At 40.6% G+C, this 22,478-nt stretch carries 19 protein-coding genes; all 19 read left to right on the top strand.

Annotated features, from left to right (window positions below):
* Positions 1-9 precede the first annotated feature (9 nt).
* The 19 genes from AAHK14_RS11310 to AAHK14_RS11220 all read left to right on the top strand — a co-directional run bounded on the left by AAHK14_RS11310 (position 10) and on the right by AAHK14_RS11220 (position 22,365).
* A complete protein-coding gene (locus AAHK14_RS11310) occupies positions 10-1,761 on the top strand; it encodes a polymorphic toxin type 15 domain-containing protein (protein ID WP_065256506.1) in 1,752 nt (583 codons plus the stop codon).
* Entirely contained in the window at positions 1,761-2,750 is a 990-nt protein-coding gene (locus AAHK14_RS11305) for a T6SS immunity protein Tdi1 domain-containing protein (RefSeq protein ID WP_194092551.1), read from the top strand. Before AAHK14_RS11310 ends, AAHK14_RS11305 begins: the two co-directional genes overlap by 1 nt.
* 174 nt (positions 2,751-2,924) lie before the next feature.
* Positions 2,925-5,771, top strand: a complete 2,847-nt coding sequence (tssI, locus tag AAHK14_RS11300) for a type VI secretion system Vgr family protein (protein WP_194092552.1) — start codon at positions 2,925-2,927, stop codon at positions 5,769-5,771.
* An 11-nt stretch (positions 5,772-5,782) separates the two neighbouring features.
* Entirely contained in the window at positions 5,783-7,324 is a 1,542-nt protein-coding gene (locus AAHK14_RS11295) for a hypothetical protein (protein WP_065256159.1), read from the top strand.
* A gap of 19 nt (positions 7,325-7,343) precedes the next feature.
* Positions 7,344-8,051, top strand: coding sequence for a hypothetical protein (locus tag AAHK14_RS11290; RefSeq protein ID WP_065256160.1), 708 nt, complete (start codon positions 7,344-7,346; stop codon positions 8,049-8,051).
* A gap of 234 nt (positions 8,052-8,285) precedes the next feature.
* The gene (locus AAHK14_RS11285) at positions 8,286-8,585 is read left to right on the top strand and encodes a hypothetical protein (RefSeq protein WP_194092553.1); all 300 of its coding nucleotides are present in this window, start codon (positions 8,286-8,288) and stop codon (positions 8,583-8,585) included.
* A 465-nt stretch (positions 8,586-9,050) separates the two neighbouring features.
* Positions 9,051-9,479 (top strand): hypothetical protein, encoded by a 429-nt coding sequence (locus AAHK14_RS11280; RefSeq protein WP_062498957.1) that lies wholly within the window; start codon positions 9,051-9,053, stop codon positions 9,477-9,479.
* Positions 9,469-10,077 (top strand): hypothetical protein, encoded by a 609-nt coding sequence (locus AAHK14_RS11275; RefSeq protein ID WP_062498958.1) that lies wholly within the window; start codon positions 9,469-9,471, stop codon positions 10,075-10,077. The genes AAHK14_RS11280 and AAHK14_RS11275 overlap by 11 nt, the downstream gene beginning before the upstream one ends.
* The gene (gene tssJ / locus AAHK14_RS11270) at positions 10,064-10,807 is read left to right on the top strand and encodes a type VI secretion system lipoprotein TssJ (RefSeq protein ID WP_065256162.1); all 744 of its coding nucleotides are present in this window, start codon (positions 10,064-10,066) and stop codon (positions 10,805-10,807) included. Before AAHK14_RS11275 ends, tssJ begins: the two co-directional genes overlap by 14 nt.
* A 33-nt stretch (positions 10,808-10,840) precedes the next feature.
* Positions 10,841-12,175, top strand: a complete 1,335-nt coding sequence (gene tssK, locus AAHK14_RS11265) for a type VI secretion system baseplate subunit TssK (RefSeq protein ID WP_065256163.1) — start codon at positions 10,841-10,843, stop codon at positions 12,173-12,175.
* A gap of 60 nt (positions 12,176-12,235) precedes the next feature.
* A complete protein-coding gene (tssL, locus tag AAHK14_RS11260) occupies positions 12,236-13,495 on the top strand; it encodes a type VI secretion system protein TssL, long form (protein ID WP_065256164.1) in 1,260 nt (419 codons plus the stop codon).
* 10 nt (positions 13,496-13,505) lie between these two features.
* The gene (gene tssM, locus AAHK14_RS11255; RefSeq protein WP_065256165.1) at positions 13,506-17,075 is read left to right on the top strand and encodes a type VI secretion system membrane subunit TssM; all 3,570 of its coding nucleotides are present in this window, start codon (positions 13,506-13,508) and stop codon (positions 17,073-17,075) included.
* On the top strand, positions 17,069-17,584 hold the full coding sequence (locus AAHK14_RS11250) for a TagF domain-containing protein (protein WP_065256166.1): 516 nt from the start codon (positions 17,069-17,071) through the stop codon (positions 17,582-17,584). The genes tssM and AAHK14_RS11250 overlap by 7 nt, the downstream gene beginning before the upstream one ends.
* 9 nt (positions 17,585-17,593) lie before the next feature.
* Positions 17,594-18,625 (top strand): type VI secretion system protein TssA, encoded by a 1,032-nt coding sequence (tssA, locus tag AAHK14_RS11245; protein WP_065256167.1) that lies wholly within the window; start codon positions 17,594-17,596, stop codon positions 18,623-18,625.
* A 28-nt stretch (positions 18,626-18,653) separates the two neighbouring features.
* A complete protein-coding gene (gene tssB / locus AAHK14_RS11240; protein ID WP_065256168.1) occupies positions 18,654-19,175 on the top strand; it encodes a type VI secretion system contractile sheath small subunit in 522 nt (173 codons plus the stop codon).
* A gap of 9 nt (positions 19,176-19,184) precedes the next feature.
* A complete protein-coding gene (gene tssC, locus AAHK14_RS11235; RefSeq protein ID WP_065256169.1) occupies positions 19,185-20,672 on the top strand; it encodes a type VI secretion system contractile sheath large subunit in 1,488 nt (495 codons plus the stop codon).
* A 61-nt stretch (positions 20,673-20,733) separates the two neighbouring features.
* Positions 20,734-21,285 carry a PAAR domain-containing protein gene (locus AAHK14_RS11230; RefSeq protein ID WP_065256170.1) on the top strand — a complete coding sequence of 184 codons (552 nt, stop codon included), beginning with the start codon at positions 20,734-20,736 and terminating at the stop codon, positions 21,283-21,285.
* Positions 21,282-22,028: a hypothetical protein gene (locus AAHK14_RS11225; RefSeq protein WP_065256171.1), complete on the top strand. Its 747-nt coding sequence runs from the start codon at positions 21,282-21,284 to the stop codon at positions 22,026-22,028. The genes AAHK14_RS11230 and AAHK14_RS11225 overlap by 4 nt, the downstream gene beginning before the upstream one ends.
* Positions 22,021-22,365 (top strand): hypothetical protein, encoded by a 345-nt coding sequence (locus AAHK14_RS11220; RefSeq protein ID WP_062498971.1) that lies wholly within the window; start codon positions 22,021-22,023, stop codon positions 22,363-22,365. Before AAHK14_RS11225 ends, AAHK14_RS11220 begins: the two co-directional genes overlap by 8 nt.
* Positions 22,366-22,478 lie beyond the last annotated feature (113 nt).

Genomic DNA, 22,478 nt, shown 5'->3' with positions numbered 1-22,478 from the left:
ATAAATAAGATGAGTGATATTCAAGATAATGACAGAGAGTTGGCTAACCGAAATTTTTGGACAAATATCAATAATCGTTCTGATTATATTAAGTATGAGTTTGGTCAATCAGTAGAACTATTGGAAAAATATTTACCTGAACTTAAAAGCAATTATGTTGAACTTTCACCAGCATTTGGGGCTGGCGAATTAAAAAATGGTATCATTAGGATTGTTAATCATCCTAATGATTGGGAGAATGTTGCCCAAGAATTAAAACGCTCACTTTTAGAGGTTTCTGCTGATTTGGTGGCGATTGTTAATGATGATTATGGTGTATGGGATAAAATACAGCAATGGGTGTCTTGGGCTTGGGGTGCCATTATTGGGGATTTTAATAAAGAGCCAACACTTAGCCAAACTATTGTTGCAGGTTTGATAAGTATCATTCCTGTGGCGGATCAAGTGTCAGATGTTAGAGATTTGGTGGCAAATGTTCTTACATTGACAAATGAGATTGAGAGAGAAAACAAAGAGAACTGGATCAATCTGGCATTGACTGCTTTTGGTTTAATACCAACGGTAGGTTCTGTTGTCAAGACTTTAATTAAGGTGATTAGACATAAAGACTTTGCTGACATAAAAGCTTTAGCTGAGATTATGGAAACCTGTGAAACCTATCTTAGAAAAATAGGGGCAGGCAATCAAATTCCTTGGAAGGATAATCCAATTCGTTGGTTGCAAACCAAACCTTGGCAAGAACTGGCGGATAGAGCAAAAACTAGCATTCAAAAATATCTATCAGAATTATCGTATAAATTTAAAACATTTGGTAGTGCTAATAGCGTTAATTTTAAAGACAGACCCAGTTTAAAATCATTGGATACTGGGCTTGATGCATTATTTAAAAGAGTTGATGAAATTGCCAGTCAAATCAATGATTATATTGATCAAATTGCTAAAGAAATTACAGAAAAAGTGGATGGATTATTATCCACGCCTTATGCAATGGCAATGGTGGCAAATGGGGGTAAGGTTACGCAAAATATTCATATTGGGGGCGGAGGAAATCTAAATGCTCCTACACAATCCACCCTTATTCAAAAAAGCCAAAAAGCTGTTTTCAAACAAATGCCCCAAAAGCGGGTGGCGTGTTTTAATCGTGTCAATACTGATAAAGCCAAAAAACGAGCCGATGAAAATATTAAAAATGATTACCCTGCTGGTTTTGGTAACAGTACATCGGCAGACGACTATCTGAACCGAGAAACTGACAGACAATTGCAAATGCAAGAGGCTGGCATTAACAGTTTGACGGTGGCAGAGTATGAGGCAGGAAGAAAGGCATTTCAAGCAAGAAAAGCCTCTCAAGGCAGTGGGCGAGGCGATGGCAAAGACCAAATAGAGACAAGGGATAAATTTAGGGCGGATTTATTGGAGCGTTACACAAATGAATATAAAGAAAACGGTATGTCACAAGTAGAGGCTGAACAAAAAGCAAATACCACCACCGACAATGTGATGGCAACTTTGGCTGCCTTACATAACCCAGACCAACTGATTGATGGCAACCTTAACAGCAAAGTACCAATGGATATGGGACTTAAAAATGTCAATTCTTCCATCGGCAGTCAGTGGAAAAATGTGCCTGATGATGCTACAATAGACCCATCGGACAAAGGGCGTACCCGAGTGGGTGCTATTGATGAAGCCATCAAATCAATTCCCGAAAGTGAGCGAGCCAACACTCGTATGAATGTTAAGTTAGAGAGGTGCAAATAATGCAAGAGTTAGAACCAGACGCACAACAAGAAATTGATGAATCAATAGAATATTGGGAATTTAAAAACATCAAAATAGAAACAGGTGCCAAACCCACCCAAGCCTTTATCAAGACCTATGGTGATTTTTTCCCAAGACCGTTGTGGTATCTTTGGGAGCAAATCGGCTTTGCTTGTTTTGATGATGGGGGATTTTGGCTGGTAAATCCTGATGATTATGCTGACCTGCTTGATGAGATTTTAAAACCCACGCCGTTTTATGCCCACGATGATTGGTATGTGCTGGGTAGAACGGCGTTTGGGACTTTAAAAGTGATGGGTCGGCAGACCAAATCCAGTCTAACCATTTATATTGATGATATGCAGATTTTTCCAAGAATCCTAGACAATCGCCAACTAACGCAAAGACAGCACGCCATTGGCTTAACTGTGGCTGCTGGTGTCGTTGAATACAAAGGCGAAAAATCCTATGATTTAACCGACATCCACCACACCCCCCTCTTTAACCGCTGTCTTGCCAGTTATGGCAAACTCAAAGAAGATGAGATATATACCTTTGTGCCAGCCATTGCCTTGGGCGGTAAGCAACTTCTGCAAAATGTACAAAAGGTTAATATCTTTGAACACATTAACTTTATCACGCAGTTAGAACCCTTTGAGATTATGATGGACATTAATAGAGTGGTGGATAATCTAGGTATCACCCCAGAGAGTGCTGCCGCCTTTGTTGCCAGTCAAAATAGCCCACCAACCACCCCACCCAAATACGATGAAACCTGCATCATCCAAGAAGGACAACCTGCTACTGTATCAGGTTATTACCAAGACCGCATGACTAAAAAAGTCATCTACTTAAACATCGGTGATGTATCACCCATTTACCCAACCCCAAGCCACTTATCTAAATCACAGGCTTATGTTTGGTACAAACTCACAGAGCATGGCATCAGTCTCATCCCAGAAGAAATCCTCGCCAATGCAAAAAAATAATTTAAACACACTTCCTAAAAAACACAGCTCGCCCTAGCTGTGTTTTTCTTTTAATTCTCTACCCCCCCCTTGACCCCCTCCCACCTCCCATGCTACAATCCAATCACTCCTAAATCATTCTCATTAACCCCACCTAACCATTCAATCATTCAATCTTTCAATAAGGACATCCCCATGAACCATCGTGCTCATCTACACTCTCTTTATCTGCCCAAAAGTGTATCTGGCACCCCTTATCTATGGTTCGACAGCTTACAGGGGGTAGAGAGCATCAACGGACTGTTTGAATACAAACTCATCGTCAAAGCCAAAGACGAACATGGCAACCCTGCCCATGGCATAGAGGGACTAGAAGGTTATGTCAGTTTTGAAGCTTATCATGGCAGTATCATCCACCCCAAAGACAATGACACTTCTCTCTCTTCTTCCCATTCTCTCTCTTCTCTCCATTCTTCTCATGTCTCCCACACACCCCACATGCCTTCCCACCAAGGCACCATCTCCTACCAAAGCGTCGCCTCTCACTTAGACCTAACCGCCCTCATCGGTACCCCCTTAGGCATATCCCTTGACTTAAATGACAAACACCCCATCGATGATAGAACCATCACAGGACAAGTCATAAGACATGGCATCATCACCGGCTGTGCCAAACTCACCACCCATCACAGGCATGCCGTCTATGAACTCACCTTATCTCCATGGACTTACCTACTCACCAAAACAAATAACTACCACATCCACCAACACAAATCCATCCCACAAATCATCGAAGAGGTATTATCCTGCTACCCCTATCCTTGGCAGTTTGAACTCACCCATGACTATCCTGTACAAGACTACCAAACCCAATATGACGAATCAGACCACGCATTCATCACTCGCCTCATGAGTGAGCATGGCATCAGCTTTTACTTTGAACACACCAAAGACAACCACACCCTAATCATCACCGACCATGTCAGTCATCTAAAAAGACATGCCAATCCCTTTTATGACACCCTAACACTCTACCCGCCCAATCAGCGCATGCCAGAGTATGCTGAATACCTAGAGCACTTTACCCCCAAAAGCATACTGACCTGTGCCCAAAGTCTCTTATCTGATTATCAGTTTAAAACCCCAGGTGAGCCCCTAATGGCTCATGATACCATCAAAGAGGCACAAACTGACACACACAAACCACATCAGGCACTCATCCATCATCTACAACGCTATGAGTGGCATCAAGGCAGACGAGCAGGCAATGACGAGATAGTCACACGAAACGAACAGCTCACCGCCTCTTATCAACATCAAAGCCTAAGTGCCACAGCACATGGCAGACTAAAGGGCATACAAATCGCTCACCTATTTACCCTAACAGGTCATCCCAATCAAAGCATGAATACCGACTGGGTTGTCTACGCCTTACAGATGAGCATCAAGCCCATCGATGAAGACAACAACACCCATCAGTACTACACCGCCGATACAAGCTTCACCGCATACCCTGCCACACATCCGCTTGTACCCACAACCCCCTGCCCAAGACCCATTGCCCGTACCCAAACCGCCACTGTTGTCGCCCCAGAAGGTGAAGAGATACACACCGACCAATACGGTCGCATCAAAGTCAAGTTCCACTGGGATAAACCCACACTCACCCAAAGACACCTTGTAGACAATCGCACTGATGATAACCAAGACAACCTAAGTCAGATAAACACCTGCTATCTTCGTGTTGCCAGTACCTGGGCAGGAGATCACTTTGGGTACATTGCACTACCCAGAGCAGGCCAAGAGGTCATCATTGACTTCTTTGGAGGCAATCCTGACATGCCCTATGTGGCAGGCTCCTTGACCAATCCAAACAACATGCCTCTATACACCCTGCCTCATGAAAAAGTCCTCTCTGGCATCCGCTCCAAAGAGTATGGCGGAGATAAATCCAACCAACTCATCATGGATGACACCACAGGTAAACTCCAAACCCAATTAAAATCCGACCACCTACACACCGAGATTAACCTAGGACACATCAGACGCCTGACTACCCCCAAAGGACGAGGTGAATACCGAGGCGAGGGCTTTGAGGTAAGAACTGATGGGCATGGGGTGATAAGAGCAGATAAAGGCATGGTGATTACCACGCATGGGAGGCCACATGCCACAAGTCACATCAAAGACATCAAAGAGACCACAGCTCAACTACAGAACGCCACAAGCACCCACTCATCACTCATACAAAGTAGCATCCAAGCACAATGCGAAGAGCGAGCCTTGGATGACACGCTCATGCCCACCTTAGATGAGCTTAACACAAGCATGACAGGGGAGGGCGTAGACCATGCCAATCACCACGATGACGACTCAGATGACACCCTAAATCATCCAGAGCTGTCAAACCCACATATTGCCCTTGCCTCACTGGCGGGCATGACCTTAACTGCCAAACAAAACATTCACATCACCACTGACAACAACCTTGCCATCACCACAAACAAAGACCTAAGCCTTGCCACCACCTCAAAATACAACCTAACCGTCCAAAACGGCATCAGAGTCTTTGTCCAAACCGGAGGCATTAAACACTACACCGCCAAAGACGACATAGAACTACAAGCTCAACAAGGCAACATCAAACACATCGCCAAAGACAACATAGAGATTATCTCAACAGAAGGTAAAATCCAAATCACAAGCCCCACTCAATTATCCATCAACATCTGTGGTTCTGAGTTTAAAATGAACGAACAAGGCGTGTTTATCACAACACCTGGGGTGTTTAGAGTCAAGAGTAATGAGAAGGTGATGGAGGGGGGTGAGTATGTGGGGTATGAGGTGGTGAGGTTGCCGAAATCTTACAGTTTAAGATTTCACTTTACTGATGATGATGGCATACCCTATCCCAATACCGAATATGAGGCGATCAATAAGGATACTGGAGAAACCTTGATTGGTGTCACAGATAATGAGGGATTTACAGAGTATTTTTATTCCGATAAACCTAATCAAATTGAAGTTTATTTACATATCTAATGGGAGGCAAAATGACAAATCGCAGTACAACAACTGGCACTACTACCAATTCTGGCGACCGCACAGTGAGACAAAAAATAACCTCCCTTAGACATTTTTATGTTCATTTTAGACGTCCTGAAAAAGCTGGTTATAGTGGCAGCTTTGGTTTTGATTGGTTAAGAGATGAGTATGTGTATGACGAGATTAGGGTTAGGGTTGCCAAAGCCAAAAAAGCCTTATACAAGGGTAATATTCAAAATTTAATCAAAGAGTATACACATTTCAAAGGTCAAAAAATTAGCCACATTAACGAGATCAAAACCTTGAATGCAGAGCCTTATATCCCTGCATGGCTAGCTATTTTTCCCAGTACCAAGCACACTAAACACAATAACGCTTCTTCTAAAATAAACACAGATGGGGTAAAATTATATTTGCAAATAGACCAAGATGATAAGGATTCAGCTAAAGTCTTGACGGATGATGGTACGGAGTTGATATTTGAGTGTAGCACAGGCTTAAAAATTAGTCCAGAAAAAATTAACTTAGCTAAATTGATTGAGAAGTCGCCCACCAAAAAAAACCTAAGCTCTAGTCATCAGGGTGTCTCATCAAAGAGCTTTTACCGCCACTTAACTAAGACTGCCATAACAATAACAGCAACCGATGTTTATTCAGAACCTGCTTACATTAAAGTTATTGCTCGCAAAAACAACCTTAAAAAGACGGTTGGTCTTTTAATGGTCTACCCCAATGCTATCATACCAAAAGCAGACATACGCATTGTTCATTTTTCTACACGAGCAGGCGTTAGAGAAGTGCCAACACCGCCAGCCTATCAGGATTATTTAAAAAAACGCTCTTTTAATCAAGCTTTGGTTAGAGCAGAAATAAAAGGCATTTCATTCTTTAATCTTGTAGATTATCTAAATGAGTATAACGCAAAAGTTGTCAAAGGCACCATTACTTCTGAAGAAAGAAGAAAGTTGGGAAAAATAAAAGTATTCATTACCAAATACCCCATTGGACAGACAGTTCCCCGATCCAAAGGTGGCGAGCTTAAAAAAGACATTATCGCCCTTTATGAAGAGTTTAGTCAAAAGTATGTACCCAAAGGTGGCATTGAAAATCCAAATAGCAAAATCACTTTTGTTATTTTCACAGATTATTTGGTTCAAAATACAGATCCAGCTACCTCAATTACTTATACCACACTAGGTAGTGCGGCAACTAGAGAACGTGGAATGTTTGAATCTTTGGCTTGTTTGGTGGCAGATTGCCCAATTATTTGGGGGAATGCAGTTGTACTCTTTAATCAAGGCAATACTGATTTATCTACCTTTGCTCATGAGATTGGGCACAGCCTTAGCTTGCCACACACCTTTGAAACACCACCCAACAGTAACCACACTTTTTATCAGGGTTATACAGATAATTTGATGGATTATTCGTATGTGCCTGTGCCAAAAGGCGAACGTGGAGAAAGCAATAAGTTTGCGAAGTATATGTGGTCATTATTTAAATGGCAATGGGAAATTTTAAGAAAAGATAGTAGTATTTCTTATAAGTGATTAGCGTAAGGAGAGAAAAATGGTTAAATGCACAAAAATTTTTTTACTAATACTAAGCTTGATAATTATTTCTTGCAAAGAAATAAACAATTTTCCAAATGTGACAAATCAAAATATCTGTACGGATAAAGAAATATCTACTAGTGTAAAAGTGCCTATACCCATTACACTTACGGATAAGATGAGAGAAAAAGCAAAAGATGGTATTATTTCAGGAAACTTATTGAGAGAAAGAATGGAAAAGTACCATTTTAATACTCTGTTTGAGGATGATGAAATAAATAACAATAGGGTAACATTCGATGGATTCGGCTATTTATACTATCAGTCCAAAGAAAATACAAATTTCATAAGGATGTCAATAAGTGGAAGTATTGGATTGGGTAGCGGTAGAAATAATAATTTTTCAATGAATTATATTGATTATGATTTTGCCAATCATACAATATCGGACAATAAAACTATATTATTCGAACAAGAAAAGAAAGAGCTTATCACTTTGTTAAGCATTGTTATTGATGATCCGTTCAAATCTGAGCAGATTCTATCAGAGTTAGAAAGTATATATCAAGAGAAACTTGATAAAAAAGAATTTTTGGCACAAGATATTGTTGTAGCTAATGTGGAGCATCAAGGCAGATTATTTGAATTAATGGGCATTTATTCTGTTGATACTAAAAATCCTAAATGTCAGGAAAATAGGCTAACTAGTTTTTCGGTTACTTGATGATTGAGTTGCTACCATCTGCACACCTAACCGTCTATTTTTTTAGAGATGGACAAAAACCCTTGATGTCTTTATTCACACAGATGCCAACTGGCGTACAGTCGAGGCAATGGAGATTGCTTGGACATTAGTGGAAAATTTATGATGAATAAATATTAAATCTCTTTCCAAACTAAAAATAAACCCTTATAAGTATTGGGGTTGAGGTTTTTAAAAATCCACAAAAATCGGGGTTTGGAAAGAAGTCTAATCCTTTTATCATCATTTACCCTAACCGCCTGCGACCCATTTAAAGGTCTAAGAGGCTATGGTCAAGAAGCAGGGGCAAATGGTAAATCAAAGAGATTTAAAAATGCTCGAGGTGAGGCGAGGTTTGATTGTCAAAAAGGATTTATACATGCTCATGAAGGAAATAGCTATCCAGAAAAACACGGTCTCCCCCGTGAAATCGGTGGTAACTTTATCTGCGATGGCGACGCCCCCAAACTTCCCAAAGACTGCCAAGGTCGTGAAATCCGTAGTGGGGCAAATTAAATGCCTTTACAACCAAACACCAATTACCCTTAGCTTTAAATGACTTTATTTGTAAAAATGGTGTTCCTACCATTCCTGTTAAAGATTTAGAATACTGGAAACGCCATGAATCTATCATGCCCACCTGCAAAGACAGCCGTGGTCGTAAACGTCCTTGTGTATAATTGTGGTATGATGTTGCCATCATGTAGGGGTTATACAAACCCCCTACACTCACGCTCGTACAGTCAAAAAAGGAGGATTGGGGCGAACGTTTTAACCCAAGTGTGGCTGTATAAATTTTAATAGTAATTGTTGTTATTTTGTTCTAAATGATGTATGATTTTATAGGGTGATTTAGACATCTATTTGATGTGGTCGGGTGGCTTCTTTTGTTTGATTTATTATGAGCATAGCAACGTTGATGATTGGTGAAGTATGGTTAAACGCAAAAATATATTAGGAATATTGGGTTGTGTGCTATGTATGACGACCGCACACGCCAACACTGGGGCATCAGAAGATAAGGCAAGGCAGTATGCTCGCCAAGCCATTTTTGAGAGCTTAGCAGAGGCAGATAGAGAGCTCACCGCAGAGGAGAGACAGGTTGAGGATGAGATTATCAAGGCGTATTTGATTTTGCAAAAGGAGCATGAGCATTCACTGACACAGTTACAAATGGCTCAGACCCCACCAACCACAGACAGTCACAACAATGAACTGCTGGCAAAAAAATTATTAGAACTCAAACAGTCAATGCATGAGTTTTTTTTGGATAGAAATTTTGGCATGGAGCATCGTTCTGCTTTGGTTTATCCTGATGATTCACCCGATAAGACAGCAGTGGATGATGAGACATCAGAAGGTCAGACGAACCAGACCAACCATGAGAATGACAAGGCAGATGAAAAATAAGTTAATGTCCCAAAGCTTTACACGCAGTTGGGTTTTACTGCCAAAGATGATGTTGCTAGGACTGCTGACGACATCGACCATCGCAGTGGCTGACCTAGATGATGAATACTTTATTGCCCATCAAGTGGCTCAGTCCCATCAAATCCCAGGTCTTCTAAAAGGCGATACCGAGACTCTGGTCAATGAAGCGCTTGCTGAGCTTATCAAAACCCATAAGCAAAAAGAACTTATCAAACAGTACCATGAGGACAAAGCGACTTCATCCATGCTAAAACAGAGCATGGCAGAGTCGGTATCTTCATCTGAGTTTGACTCTTGGTTGAATGAAAAAATCGCCACCATTTACATGGATTTGTATGATGTGGCACAGCTTAGACAGATGTACAAAGACAGCCGCACCCGAGGCGACGTAGATAAGCCCTCTGATGACATGACGGTTTATTTGTCACAGTACATTCAGTCAAGCCTCTCTTATGAGCATAAAAAAGAACTTCAAGAGCAGTTATTTTTAACAAAACTCAAAGAAACCACCAAAAACATCTTAGACCAACATGCCAAGCCTGATAATCCAGATAAGGATGATGATGAATATTATTAAACGCACAAAAGGTCTGTGGGCTATCTTGCTACCCATGATGGCTCTGTATGGCTGTGCTTCTTTGCCGTCAAGTGATGACAAAGCACCCTCTGAGATTGACGTGATTTTGATGTCTGACGCCGACATCAACGAGGATATATTGGGTGTTGCTTCACCTGTTCGTCTGACATTATTACAGCTAAGTTCTGAGATACAGTTTAGACAACTGCCACATATGATGAGTGATGACAAATCCTATGGCGAGCTTTTGGGTGGAAGCATGCTTGAACAGACTGATGTCACCCTAAGACCTGATGAGCTTTTAGAATTCAAGCTTCCCCTAAATGACAAAACCAAATACCTAGGAGTGGCGACAGCTTATCGTGATGAGTCAAATGATTGGAAGCAATCCCTGCAAAAGCAGGATAAACGCTGGTATCAAGTCAGGGACAATCATTTTTTATACTTGCATGTTCAGCCACAGGGCGTGGTTCAGTTATCCAAACAAGAAGCTTTAAGCAAAATGCTTGCCTTTAAACTCAAAGAGCAGGGCAAGAGCATGGAGGATTTTAAAAAACTCACCAAGCGTGAGCAAGACAAAGCATTAAAAAAACTTGAAAAAGCACTTGAAGAATCCGCACCTGCTGACATGTCAAAGGGTTATTTTTCATCACCCAAGCCAAAGCTGGATGTGGTTGATGTCTTGGGGGATGGTAAAACTGCTACGGATAAAGTATTGATGGCGGATTGATGTGATTTTGATATTTCTACAAGAGGTGAGCGTATGATTGATTTTAAGGTTGTTTGGGGAGAGGGTACGTTAATCTCACCTCAGCATTTTCAACAGCAAGAGCGTTATTTTGAGACACTGATTAATAATTTTGCACTCAATAAAAACCATCATTGGGGTTTTAAAAACTTGGATTTTAATGAATCCGCCAAGGAAATGGGTATTTTGGAAGTGGCACAGGTCAGCGGTTTTTTTAAAAATGGCTTGTATTTTGAAGAGACTTCTCAAAGCTGTCCAAGATTAAAGATAGAAATTCCGCCAAACATAGAATCCGAAACCGTGTATTTGGCATGGTCAAATGAGTCTGTATACCAGCAAAACTATGCCATGATTGATGATGCTGATGGTATAAATGCTCAGTATATCCTGCACGGTATTGAACTGTCAGATGTCACCGAATTAAATTCTGCCAAAAGACAGGTCGTCGTTGCCAATAAAAACTTGCGTTTGGTGTTATCAAGCCAGCTTGGCGATGGCATGATTCACCTGCCTGTTGCCAAGATTTTATCAAGCAACGCTAACGGCGAGTATTTTCTAGACAAGACATTCATTCCGCCATTTTTGAACGTGAACAAAAATGAGATTCTAGCCAACCATCATCAAGAGTTGCATGGCATATTAAAACAGCGTATTCAATCCTTGACCGGGGTTTTGATCAACCCATCTCTAATGACAAGTAATGATGTTAGAGACTTCCTGTTTTTACAGACCCTCAATCGCTATCAGGCTTATATGCACCATACCGCCACATTGCCTGTGATACATCCTTGTGAATTATATGAAAGTTGGTTAAAACTCTATGGTGACCTAAGCACGTTCGAGCCAACCAAAATGAACTTGGCATTGCCGAGTTACCACCATGACAATCTCAAAGAATGTTATGCTGAACTCATGGCGTTGCTAAAACAGGCTCTGTCGATTGTGCTAGAACAAAAAGCCATTCTCATTCCGTTTGAGATGACTGATGAGACGACCCGAGTTGCTATTACACCCGATAAGTCACTGCTTAATAATTGCCGTTTTGTATTGGCGGTGAATGCCAATATCCAGCCGGAGGCATTAAGACAGACGCTGCCAGCGACCATCAAGATCGGCTCTGTTGAAAAAATAAAAGATTTGGTGGCTTATCATCTGCCTGGGGTCAAGGTTAATGCATTGGCAACAGCACCCAGAGAGCTCCCATATTATGCAGGGTTTAGCTACTTTGAGCTTGATAAGACTTCTGAGTTGTGGGCGGATTTGCACCAATCATCAGGCATGGCACTACATCTGGCGGGTGAATTTCCAGAGTTGCAAATTGAATTTTGGGCAATCAAACCTGTTTATTGATTAAACAGACATGATAAGTTAGTTAAGTTGTGATAATAATGTATTTAAACAGGACAAATCATGCAAGCGGTCAGATTTGAAGAAATTGAGACAGGATTATCCAGTCAGCAGAGTGCCTCTATCAGTGCTGATGACAGCAATCCTTTGGTAAAATCAGCCATCCCCTTGTTTGCGATAGCCTCTCAGATGAAGTACTACTATAGCAATCTAGGGAGTGCAGAAGTATTAAAACATCTAAAAGCACAGATTGAGGCTTTTGAAGAGCAGTCTGAGGGCATGGGTGTGCGTTATGAGACGGTTCGTGCTGCCAGATATTGTTTATGCACGCTGCTTGATGAATTTGCCGCCAAGCATGGTTGGGCGGATCAAGAGTGGATGGCAAACAGTCTATTGGTCACGTTTCATAGTGAGACGTGGGGTGGCGAGCAGTTTTTTGCCATGTTGGATAAAATCAAGGCAGAGCCCCAAAAGAATCTTAACTTAATTGAGTTTATGTACTATTGTTTGGTTATTGGGTATATGGGTAAATATCAAGTACTCAATAATGGACAGGTCAGCATTCATAACCTCAAAAAAGAGCTAGAAAAACTCATCGCCAAATACAAGCCATTGCCCTCATCGCCATTGCTCATGGATAGGCCATCAGCAGGCGAGCTAAGCGGTATTAGAAATAAGGTGGTGCCTATTTGGGTGATGGCACTGGCTTTTGGTTTGCTGTTATTGGGGCTTTATAAAATCTTTGATTATCAGCTTACAAACAGAACAGACAGCATCAATCAATCCATACAAGCACTGACCATTCCCGTCAAGCAAGAAACGCCCGTTGCAAGCACACAACCAAGAAGGCTGACACCACTACTCAAAAATGAGATTGAAAGCGGGCTTATTGAGGTCAGTGAGACACCAACAGCAAGCAAGATTACCATCTTGGGTGATGAGCTGTTTGCCTCAGGCTCAGACAAGATAGAAGATAGATTTTTCCCTGTATTGGCAAGTGTGAGCCAAGCCCTAAATATCGTCCATGGTCAGATTATTGTTTCAGGCTATACTGACGATAGACCAATCAGTAGTTCGGCTTACCCCTCTAACTGGCACCTATCACAAGGAAGGGCGGATGCAGTTAAGCAGATTTTGCTCAGATATATTGAAGATGCTTCTCGAGTGCGTTCTGAGGGTAAAGGCGACCAAAATCCTGTACTGCCTAATGATTCTGAATTAAACAGAGCGAAAAATCGCAGAGTAGAAATCATTGTGTATTTGGATGAAGGTTCGCCATTGCTAAAAGATACCGAAGGCACGCAAATTAACACAATACAATAATGGGGTGATAATGAACTTTTTATCGATGATAAATGTTGGGATGCTATGGGGTGGATTTGGGGCGGTATCTCTAATCTCTATGATTTGGTTTGGGGGTGCTTATCTTCAGATAGGTACATGGAAGCCTTTGGAGCCAACTTGGGTAAAAGTCTTGTTAAGTTGCCTTATTGTGCTGGTGGTAATCGGGGTAAATGCCTATAAATGGTATAAACAAAGACAGCTTAACAAACACGTCATGGAAGAGCTAAAAGCTAGCGACCTATCCTCTGATGATAAAGCAGTCAATAAAAACAAAATCACCGAACAGTTCAATTCGGTGGATTTGATTTTGCAAAAACATAATGATACACAAAATAAAAACCTTGTACAAAGACTATTTACGGATAAAAAAGGTTATATCTATCAAAAACCTTGGTTTTTGTTGGTGGGTGCTTCAGGCGTTGGAAAGACCACCTCCATTCTAAATTCGGGGTTGAAATTCCCCATTGGCACTGTGGAGAATACTTCTAGGTTGGCAGGCACACAAGATTGTGACTGGTTTTTGACGGATGATGCGGTACTGATTGATACAGCAGGTAGATTCGTTGAGCAGGACAATCAGTCAAAAAACAGTGGTGACTGGCAGGAGTTGCTCCATCTATTAAAGCGGTGCCGTACCAAACAGCCCATCAATGGACTGGTGTTGATGATTGGGGCGGACGACATCATGAAAAATGATGAACAGTATCTAGAAAGCCAGCTGTCCGAATTTAGAATTAGATTGCAAGAGGTGCAAAACACATTTAACATCAGCTTCCCATTTTATGTGGTCATTAATAAAATTGACCTCATCACTGGTTTTGGGCAGTATTTTAATTATCTTACCGAAGAGGATAGAAATAAGGTATTTGGTATTACTTTGGATGTTTTGTCCGATAATTCGGCAGAAAAGATAAATATCATCACCAAAAAATTAGACGACATCGCAGAATCCATTGAGTTAAATATATTTAACAGTGTGGCATATAACAATCAGCAGAATGAACCATCGGATTTAGCATTGTCTTTTGCCTCAGAATTTGCTGACTTTACCACACACCTAAAAAGCTATCTCAAAAAACTCCTAAATCTGTCAAAATATGATGCCATGCTTCATTTGGGCGGGGTTTATTTTACCAGTTCTGCTCAGCAGGAAATGGGGGAAATGGCTCATGCCAATCCCAAATACCAACTGCAATCCAAATACATCCAAGACAATAACGGCTTAATGTTTGGTTCGAAGCCTTATTTTATTAATCATTTTTACCATTTTGTTTTGATGGAGGCGTCCAATTTGGCAGGGACGGATGCTTCTTGGCTCAAGAAGCAAAGAATGGTTTATTGGGGGTTGTGCTTGTTATTGTCGGCATTAACCATTGCGTGTGCGGTGATTTTTATCAAGGCTTTCTTCAAGAACTCAGCGTATCTTGATAAGGTGGAGAAAAACACCCAAGAGGCTCATGCCATGTCAAGCTCGGTGGATGGTGGTAATGCCTTGGCAGTACTTGATTTTGCCAACAAAGTTAGGGTTATCCCCAATCGTGACATATCAGCAGAGCTAACCCAAAAAAGTTTTTTGGGCGATGTTGGTCTAAATGATTATGACAGGATTTATGCCACCTCACAACAAAAATATCGTTCGCTTGTTGAGGAGAGTTTGAACGAACTCATCTCCACCACCATCAAAGATAAGCTCAAAAATAACACCGCCCAAGGCTCTTTGGCGGGACTATATCAAAATCTAAAAGCCTATCTCATGCTTTATGATAATAAGCATTATGATGGCAAATTTATCGCCGGATGGGTGCAATCCAACTTACCTAATGAAGCATTTGAGTCAAACGCTGATAACTTTGAGCAGTTAAAGCAAATCTTGATTGACAAAAAAATCACGCCAAACGACCCCCAAGATTTGGCGATGATAAATAAAGCCCGAGAGATGTTGGCAGGGCAGGATATTGGTAATGTGGTCTATGCCGATTTGATAGGATATACCCAAACTCTTGACACCAAAGGCATGCCGTCCGTATCTTTTGTGTCCATGGGCGGTTCTGCTACGCAAAGCTTATTTCGCAGGGTAAGTGGCAAGACATTGAATTCTCCCATGCCAGTACTGTACACAAAATATGGCTATCAGAATCTGTTTTTGCCTTATGTCAATACTCGCCTAGATAATTTTTATAATACAGAAAATTGGGTCATGCCAAACAATGCTTTTTTTGCCTCAAAAGAGCAGGTGTTGTCAGATATTTATCAAAAATACACCAATGATTATATCACCTATTGGCAACAGTACATTGCAGACATTAGGATGTTAGAACCAAAAAATTTACAACAAACCATCGTCATGTCAAAGCAATTATCAGAAAAAAACTCCTCTTTGGCAGGTATCATCCGTGGTATTTATGATAATACCAACCTTGTGGAGGAGGTTACCAAGCCGACACCTGATGTTGCCAATGATGCTACGGCGAACACAGGTCAGGAAGTCAAGCAGGGCAAGGAAGCTGTGATGCAGGCCAAAAAGACCGCCAAGACCAACGAAACTTCTGCTCAGATGAGAGGCTATCTGCAGGATGTGGCAACTCATTTTTCTCAATTTCATGTATTAGTCCAAAGCAGTGAAGGCATGCCATCTCAGTTGGATGAAATTGCCAAATCAATCAATGACCTGTATGTGTATTTGGTGGCATTGCAGATGAGTATGCAAAACAATGATGCACTGATGCCTGATAACAAACCGGTCATTAACTATCAGGCTCAGGTCAGTCGTCTGCCTGACCCGTTTAGACCCATGTTAGACCAATTTGTGGGGCAGATATCCCAAACGAGCAAAGACTATCAGCAAACCTATAAAGACGAGCAAGCACAAGCCGTCATCGAAGAGCAAAAAAAAACGGTGCTGTCCATCGCTGAACAACAAGATGCTCATGTCAGGCAAGGCTGTGAAAGCTTAATCGCTGGAAAGTATCCTTTTGACAAATCAGCCTCTCAAGAGGTATCGCTTCAAGAATTTGCTAAAGTATTTGGCTCAGAGGGTTTGTTCATGCAGACATTGCAGAGTAATATTTTGGTGAATGAGCGACTAAGCACCCCTTTTTTGTCGCTACTTGAAGGTTCCGATAGGCATAAACATTACCAAAACGCCCAAAAAATTAATACAAAATTTTTGGCGGGCTCCAAAAACCCTGCATTGGATTTTACGATGAAAATCATGGCGATGGATAAAGACATTAAAGAGCTGTCCGTAAGTTATGATGGTACGCAGACCACCTATTATCATGGACCTCAAAAAAGCATCAAACTCTCCTGGCCATCAACGCAAAAAAGCATGACTCTAAAAGCCATGGATTTTAACAATCAAAGCCATGGCTTGGAAGTAAAAGGTGATTGGTCTGTGTTTAGATTGATGGATAAGGCAAGTCGGATTATTAATACCAAAGATAACAAAGGGGTGATTGCAACCTTTGAATTGGATAAACATGAAGTGCATATTGAGTTTAAGTCTATCTCTGGCACAAATCCTTTTTTGCTTGGTGAGTTAAAGGGGTTTGTATGTTAGTGTCATTTTATGGTAAATTGCCTCACCATGCTGAGTTCCTAACATCAAATAACCCACCATTATGGTCTAAGACCATCACCAGCTGGATGATTCAAGGGCACGGTCAGCTTGGTGAGATGATTTTAAAGCAAAATCACAAAAGACCAAGCGTGTATTTTTTTATGATAGACGGTCATGACTTACCAGTTCAGATTTCAGGTATTTTTTTGGCGAGTCATGACAGCAGACACAGGGAGTTCGCCTTTGTGTTGTTTCATGAATATGAAAAGCAGTCGTTAATGTTGATTAGGGATGGTTGTCAAGATGCCATTAGGCAGGCGAGTTTCGACATTTCGTTGCTTGCAGATATGAATAATGGTGAGCTGTTGGATGGCTATGAAGATTTTTTGCAAAGAACTGAAGTGCCATTAAACGAAGGTGTCTGGCAGAGTGCCTGCTGTACCCCAGAGCGTTTGAGTTCCACACAGTTAAATAGTACACTTTATCGTAAATTAATCATGAGTTCTTAGGAGGATTGGATGGATGACTTTTTGGCACCATTGCACGATGAGCAGGTAGCAGGGCATAATATCGAGTATGATGACGATTTTTTAAACTTGATGAGCCTACTACAAGACAAGCCAGAGCAACAATATGGCGATTTGGTGGTTGAAGCTGGAATCAAGGACTGGCGTGCTATTTATGAGTCTTGTCATCAGATTTTACTGCATAAGAGTAAAGATTTGCTTGTCATGAGTTATTTTACTCAAAGTGGTATTGTACTAAATGGGCTTATGGGATTAAAAGAAGGGTTGTTTATCATTAAGGGCAATCTTGAGAAATATTGGGAGGATGTCTTTCCAAAGCTTGTTGATGAAGATGGTGATTACGACCCTGATTTTCGGGTAAATGCACTGTCTTTGTTCTTCGCTCCTGATGGTATCTTAAAAGACCTAAGAAATGCCCCTTTGGTCAAAAATGGGTTGTCAGGAAAGTTTCATACGGTAAAAGAGATAGAGGCTTTCTTGGAGAGCTATGATGAGTCACTATATGCTGGAGGCATTCAAAGGCTAGTCATTGATTTGTCTGTTGCCTCTGATGATGGGCACTCGCCCATAAGCCAGCTAAAAGAGGCAGGCGTGCTCATATCGGCAATCAAGGCATTATTTGAAAAATATGAGATAAGTGGTCTAAAATTTGAGCCTACCGAGCAGTTGATTCAAAAGATTTTGGATTTACTAAGCCAATCAGGAGAGTCTGGTTTGGAGCGACAAGATGTCACACCAACCAAGATGACTGACATAAAAACAGCAGAATCTGTCATGCCTGTGATGAATTGGGCGAGCTATTCTGTGAATTCAAGAGAGGATGTGCAATTATTGCTTGAAAAGATTCATGTGTATTTTGAAAAGCACGAACCTTCACATCCTGCGCCATTATTTATCAGACGCATTCAAAAATTGATGAATCTTAATTTTTATGAAATAATGAAAGACATCAGTCCAGAATCATTAGATAGATTGGAAAATTTGGTGGGGCAACCCTTGTCTAATGATGATGAATTTAATTAAAACCTAAGTCAAACCCATAGGAGATGACATGAGTAGTAAATCCGCTCAGAAATTTATTGCCAAAAACCGCTCGCCTCGTGTTCAGATTGAGTATGATGTGGAGGTGTATGGCACCGAAAAAAAGATAGAATTGCCCTTTGTGATGGGTGTGTTTGCTGACTTGGCAGGCAAAAGCAAGCAGGAGTTGCCAAGCATTGCCGATAGAGCATTCATGGAGATTGATGCGGACAATTTTGACGACCGAATGAAATCAATCAAGCCTAGAGTTGCTTTTAATGTAGATAATAGATTAGAAGAGGATGGGACTCAGCTCGGTATTGAAATGGAATTTGAAAAAATGGAGGATTTCTCACCAGAGCAAATCGCACAAAAAATTGACCCATTAAAGCAACTCTTGGATGCAAGAACAGAGTTGTCAAATCTACTTTCCTATATGGATGGTAAGGCGGGGGCAGAAGATTTGATTGATAAGATTCTATCTGACAATGAGCTACTTCAATCTTTGGCAACTTTGCCAAAAAACGCCACATCAGAAGATAATAATTCCTAAGGAGGCGTCATGACTACGCAACACGAACATCAAACGCATACCCAGACTCAGACCGTTTTTGATAACGACTTTGAGGCTTTGGTCAATAAAGAATTCAAACCCAAATCCAAGCAAGCAGAAGATGCGGTTCAAGGTGCGCTAAAAACATTGGCTCGCCAAGCACTGGGTAACACTGTCAAGCACTCATCGGACACTTATCAAACCATCCAAGCAATCATCGCTCAGATTGATAAAAAGCTATCCGACCAAATCAATGAGATTATCCATCACGAAGAATTTAAGCAAATGGAGAGTGCTTGGCGTGGGCTACATCATTTGGTCAATAACACCGAGACCAATCACCTGCTTAAAATCAAGGTTATGCCTTTAACCAAAAAAGAACTCGCTCGCAACCTCAAGAAGTTTAAAGGGGTGATGTGGGATCAAAGCCCAATATTCAAAAAAATCTATGAAGAGGAATACGGGCAGTTTGGTGGCGAGCCCTTTGGTTGCTTAGTGGGGGATTATTATTTTGACCACAGTCCACAAGACATTGAAATCTTGACGGAGGTTGCTAAGATATCCTCTGCTTCTCACTGCCCGTTTATTACGGGTGCTAATCCAAGCCTTATGCAGATGGATTCTTGGGAGGAGTTATCAAACCCAAGAGACATCACCAAAATATTCCAAAACACAGAATATGCAGCATGGAGAAACTTGAGAGCCAGTGATGATGCTAGGTATTTGGGGTTGGCATTACCTAGATTTATGGTGAGAGCACCTTATAGTAGTGCCAGTAACCCTGTTGATGAGTTTCACTTTGAAGAGCAGGTATCAGACCATGAAGGGTATGCATGGGCAAATGCCGCTTATGCCATGGCAGTCAATATCAACCGCTCATTTAGCGAGTATGGTTGGTGTACTTCTATCCGTGGTGTTGAATCTGGCGGTACGGTGGAAAACCTACCAACTCACACCTTTGAGACTGATGATGGTGGTGTGGACTTAAAATGCCCAACCGAGACTGCCATTAGCGACCGCAGAGAGGCGGAGTTGTCTGCCAACGGATTGATGCCACTTGTTTATCGTAAAAACTCTAATTTGGCCGCCTTTATCGGGGCACAGTCTCTACAAGAACCAACCCAATATCATGATGCAGACGCCACAGCCAATGCCAAGCTCTCTGCCAGATTGCCTTATCTGTTTGCTTGCTGTCGTTTTGCTCACTACCTAAAATGTATCGTGCGTGATAAAGTTGGTTCTTTCCGTGAACGTGAAGACATGGAGCGTTGGCTCAATGATTGGATTATGAACTATGTGGATGGCGATCCGGTCAACTCATCCCAGGAGACCAAAGCCAAGAAACCTCTGGCGGCAGCCGAAGTGATCGTAGAAGAAGTGGCGGACAACCCAGGGTTTTATACCTCCAAGTTTTTCTTGCGTCCGCACTATCAGCTTGAGGGATTGACAGTGTCCTTGCGATTGGTGTCAAAACTACCTTCGCTAAGAAAGGATTGATGAGTATCTAGCAACCCTGCTTTGGGGTTGCTATTTTGTTTTTGTGTGAGTGAAATAAATCATGACTGTGCGTTACTACATCCTAGAGGGTGACACCACCACCGTAGGCGGTGTCGTCCAAAAAACCACCAATACCCTATCTTTTAAAGTCTATGGTAAAGAACAAAGCTATATCGGCGATGATGTTTGGTGTCCTGCTTGTCAATCCATGGGTAAGATTGCACCAGACCAAGGCAGACTCTCCACCAAAGTAAATGGACGAATGCCCGCCCTAAATGACGACCTATGTCTATGCAAATGCACTCCACCGCCAAAGCTGGTGAATTCGCAGACGAGTTTTAAGGAGGTGATTGAGAATAATAGCAATCGCACAATAAATAATGAGGCATTGATCCAAAAAGATAATTTTATTATAGATGATAATTATCAGTTGCAATTTCAGTGCATTGATAGTGTAAGTGGTTCCCCAATTTTTGGTATTTATTATATTGCTGTATCTAATACCGGTACTATCTTAAAAGGATTGACTGATAAATGTGGTTTAACAGAAGTGTTAACTAAGGACAAAGAAGAAACTTTTGAGATACATTTTTTTGAAGAGGTGATATTGTGAGTGAAAAAAATTTTACTGTTAGAATTAAAGTTACATCAAAATCCGAAAAAATTAGAAAAATGCTGAAATATAGATTGGTGTTTTTTAAAAAATCTAAGTCTTATAACGGTGTATTTGATGATAATGGCTGTAGTAAGGTGTATAATGCAGATTATTTTGATATTGTTTGGTTTGAAATATATATAGGTAATGATTTGATAGATAAAATATTTGTTATGCCAACAATGAATGGGAAATATAATGATAATGCTTATGAAGTAAAAGTAAAGTATGGAGAAATTTCTATGAACAAAACCATCATTTCTGTTGGGTATAATAAGCCTATAGCACCAACTACATCATTAAAAAAAGTTTCATTTTGTGAAGCATTGGATTTATTTATAAAAAATAGAAGTATTTGGACTTTTGATAACCCTCCGGATTTTTACAGCAATGAAATAGGTGATGAACAATCCTATATTAGGAGTTTGGGTATTCACCCTAATACGACAGACGGGGTTGATTTACAGTATTTCTTGGTGCAGTATAGATATAGAAGAACAGTGGATCCTTTTACTGGATTTTTAGCTTGGAGTTTTCTTACTGGTTACATTTATATTGGTAGTGTTTTTTCCGCATATCATAGCAAATCTGGAGTGGACGGATACTTTAAAGATATTTTAAATGATTTTTCTGGAAATAATGCTGGTCATGATGCCGCTGTGTACGGTTTAGAAAATTACAAGGAGAGATTGTGTGATTAGAAAAACCAAAGTAGAGAAAATTGCGGATAAATTAATTATTTTGATATTTTTAATTGTATTTATTTTGATGCTATATATAATATTTGAACCTTATCTCATTGTAAATAATTTAGGTGATAATATGCATACAGCTATAGATAGATTGGGACATCCAGATCTAATATATGATAAAAATGATTGTCTGGTTTTATCTATGGTTAGCTGTGATGATTTTGATAAAAATAATATACATAGTATTGCCATTTGGTATTACGGCATTGAAAGTAATATTGTTGTTGGTTTTGATAAAAGAGAAATTATTGTATACAAAGGAGTGGTGGATAATATATATAAGTGACTATATTTTATGATAAATTCTTAGATTGTATTAAGAATTCATTATTGAAATTCTTATAATGAAATGTTTGGAAGAAGACTATTTATTTAAATCCATTTGAAAGTATTTGGTAT

The organism is Moraxella sp. K1664 (assembly GCF_039693965.1).
Classification (GTDB): domain Bacteria; phylum Pseudomonadota; class Gammaproteobacteria; order Pseudomonadales; family Moraxellaceae; genus Moraxella.
The sequence above is the reverse complement of the archived record's forward strand: the minus strand, read 5'-3'. Positions and strand labels throughout refer to the sequence as shown.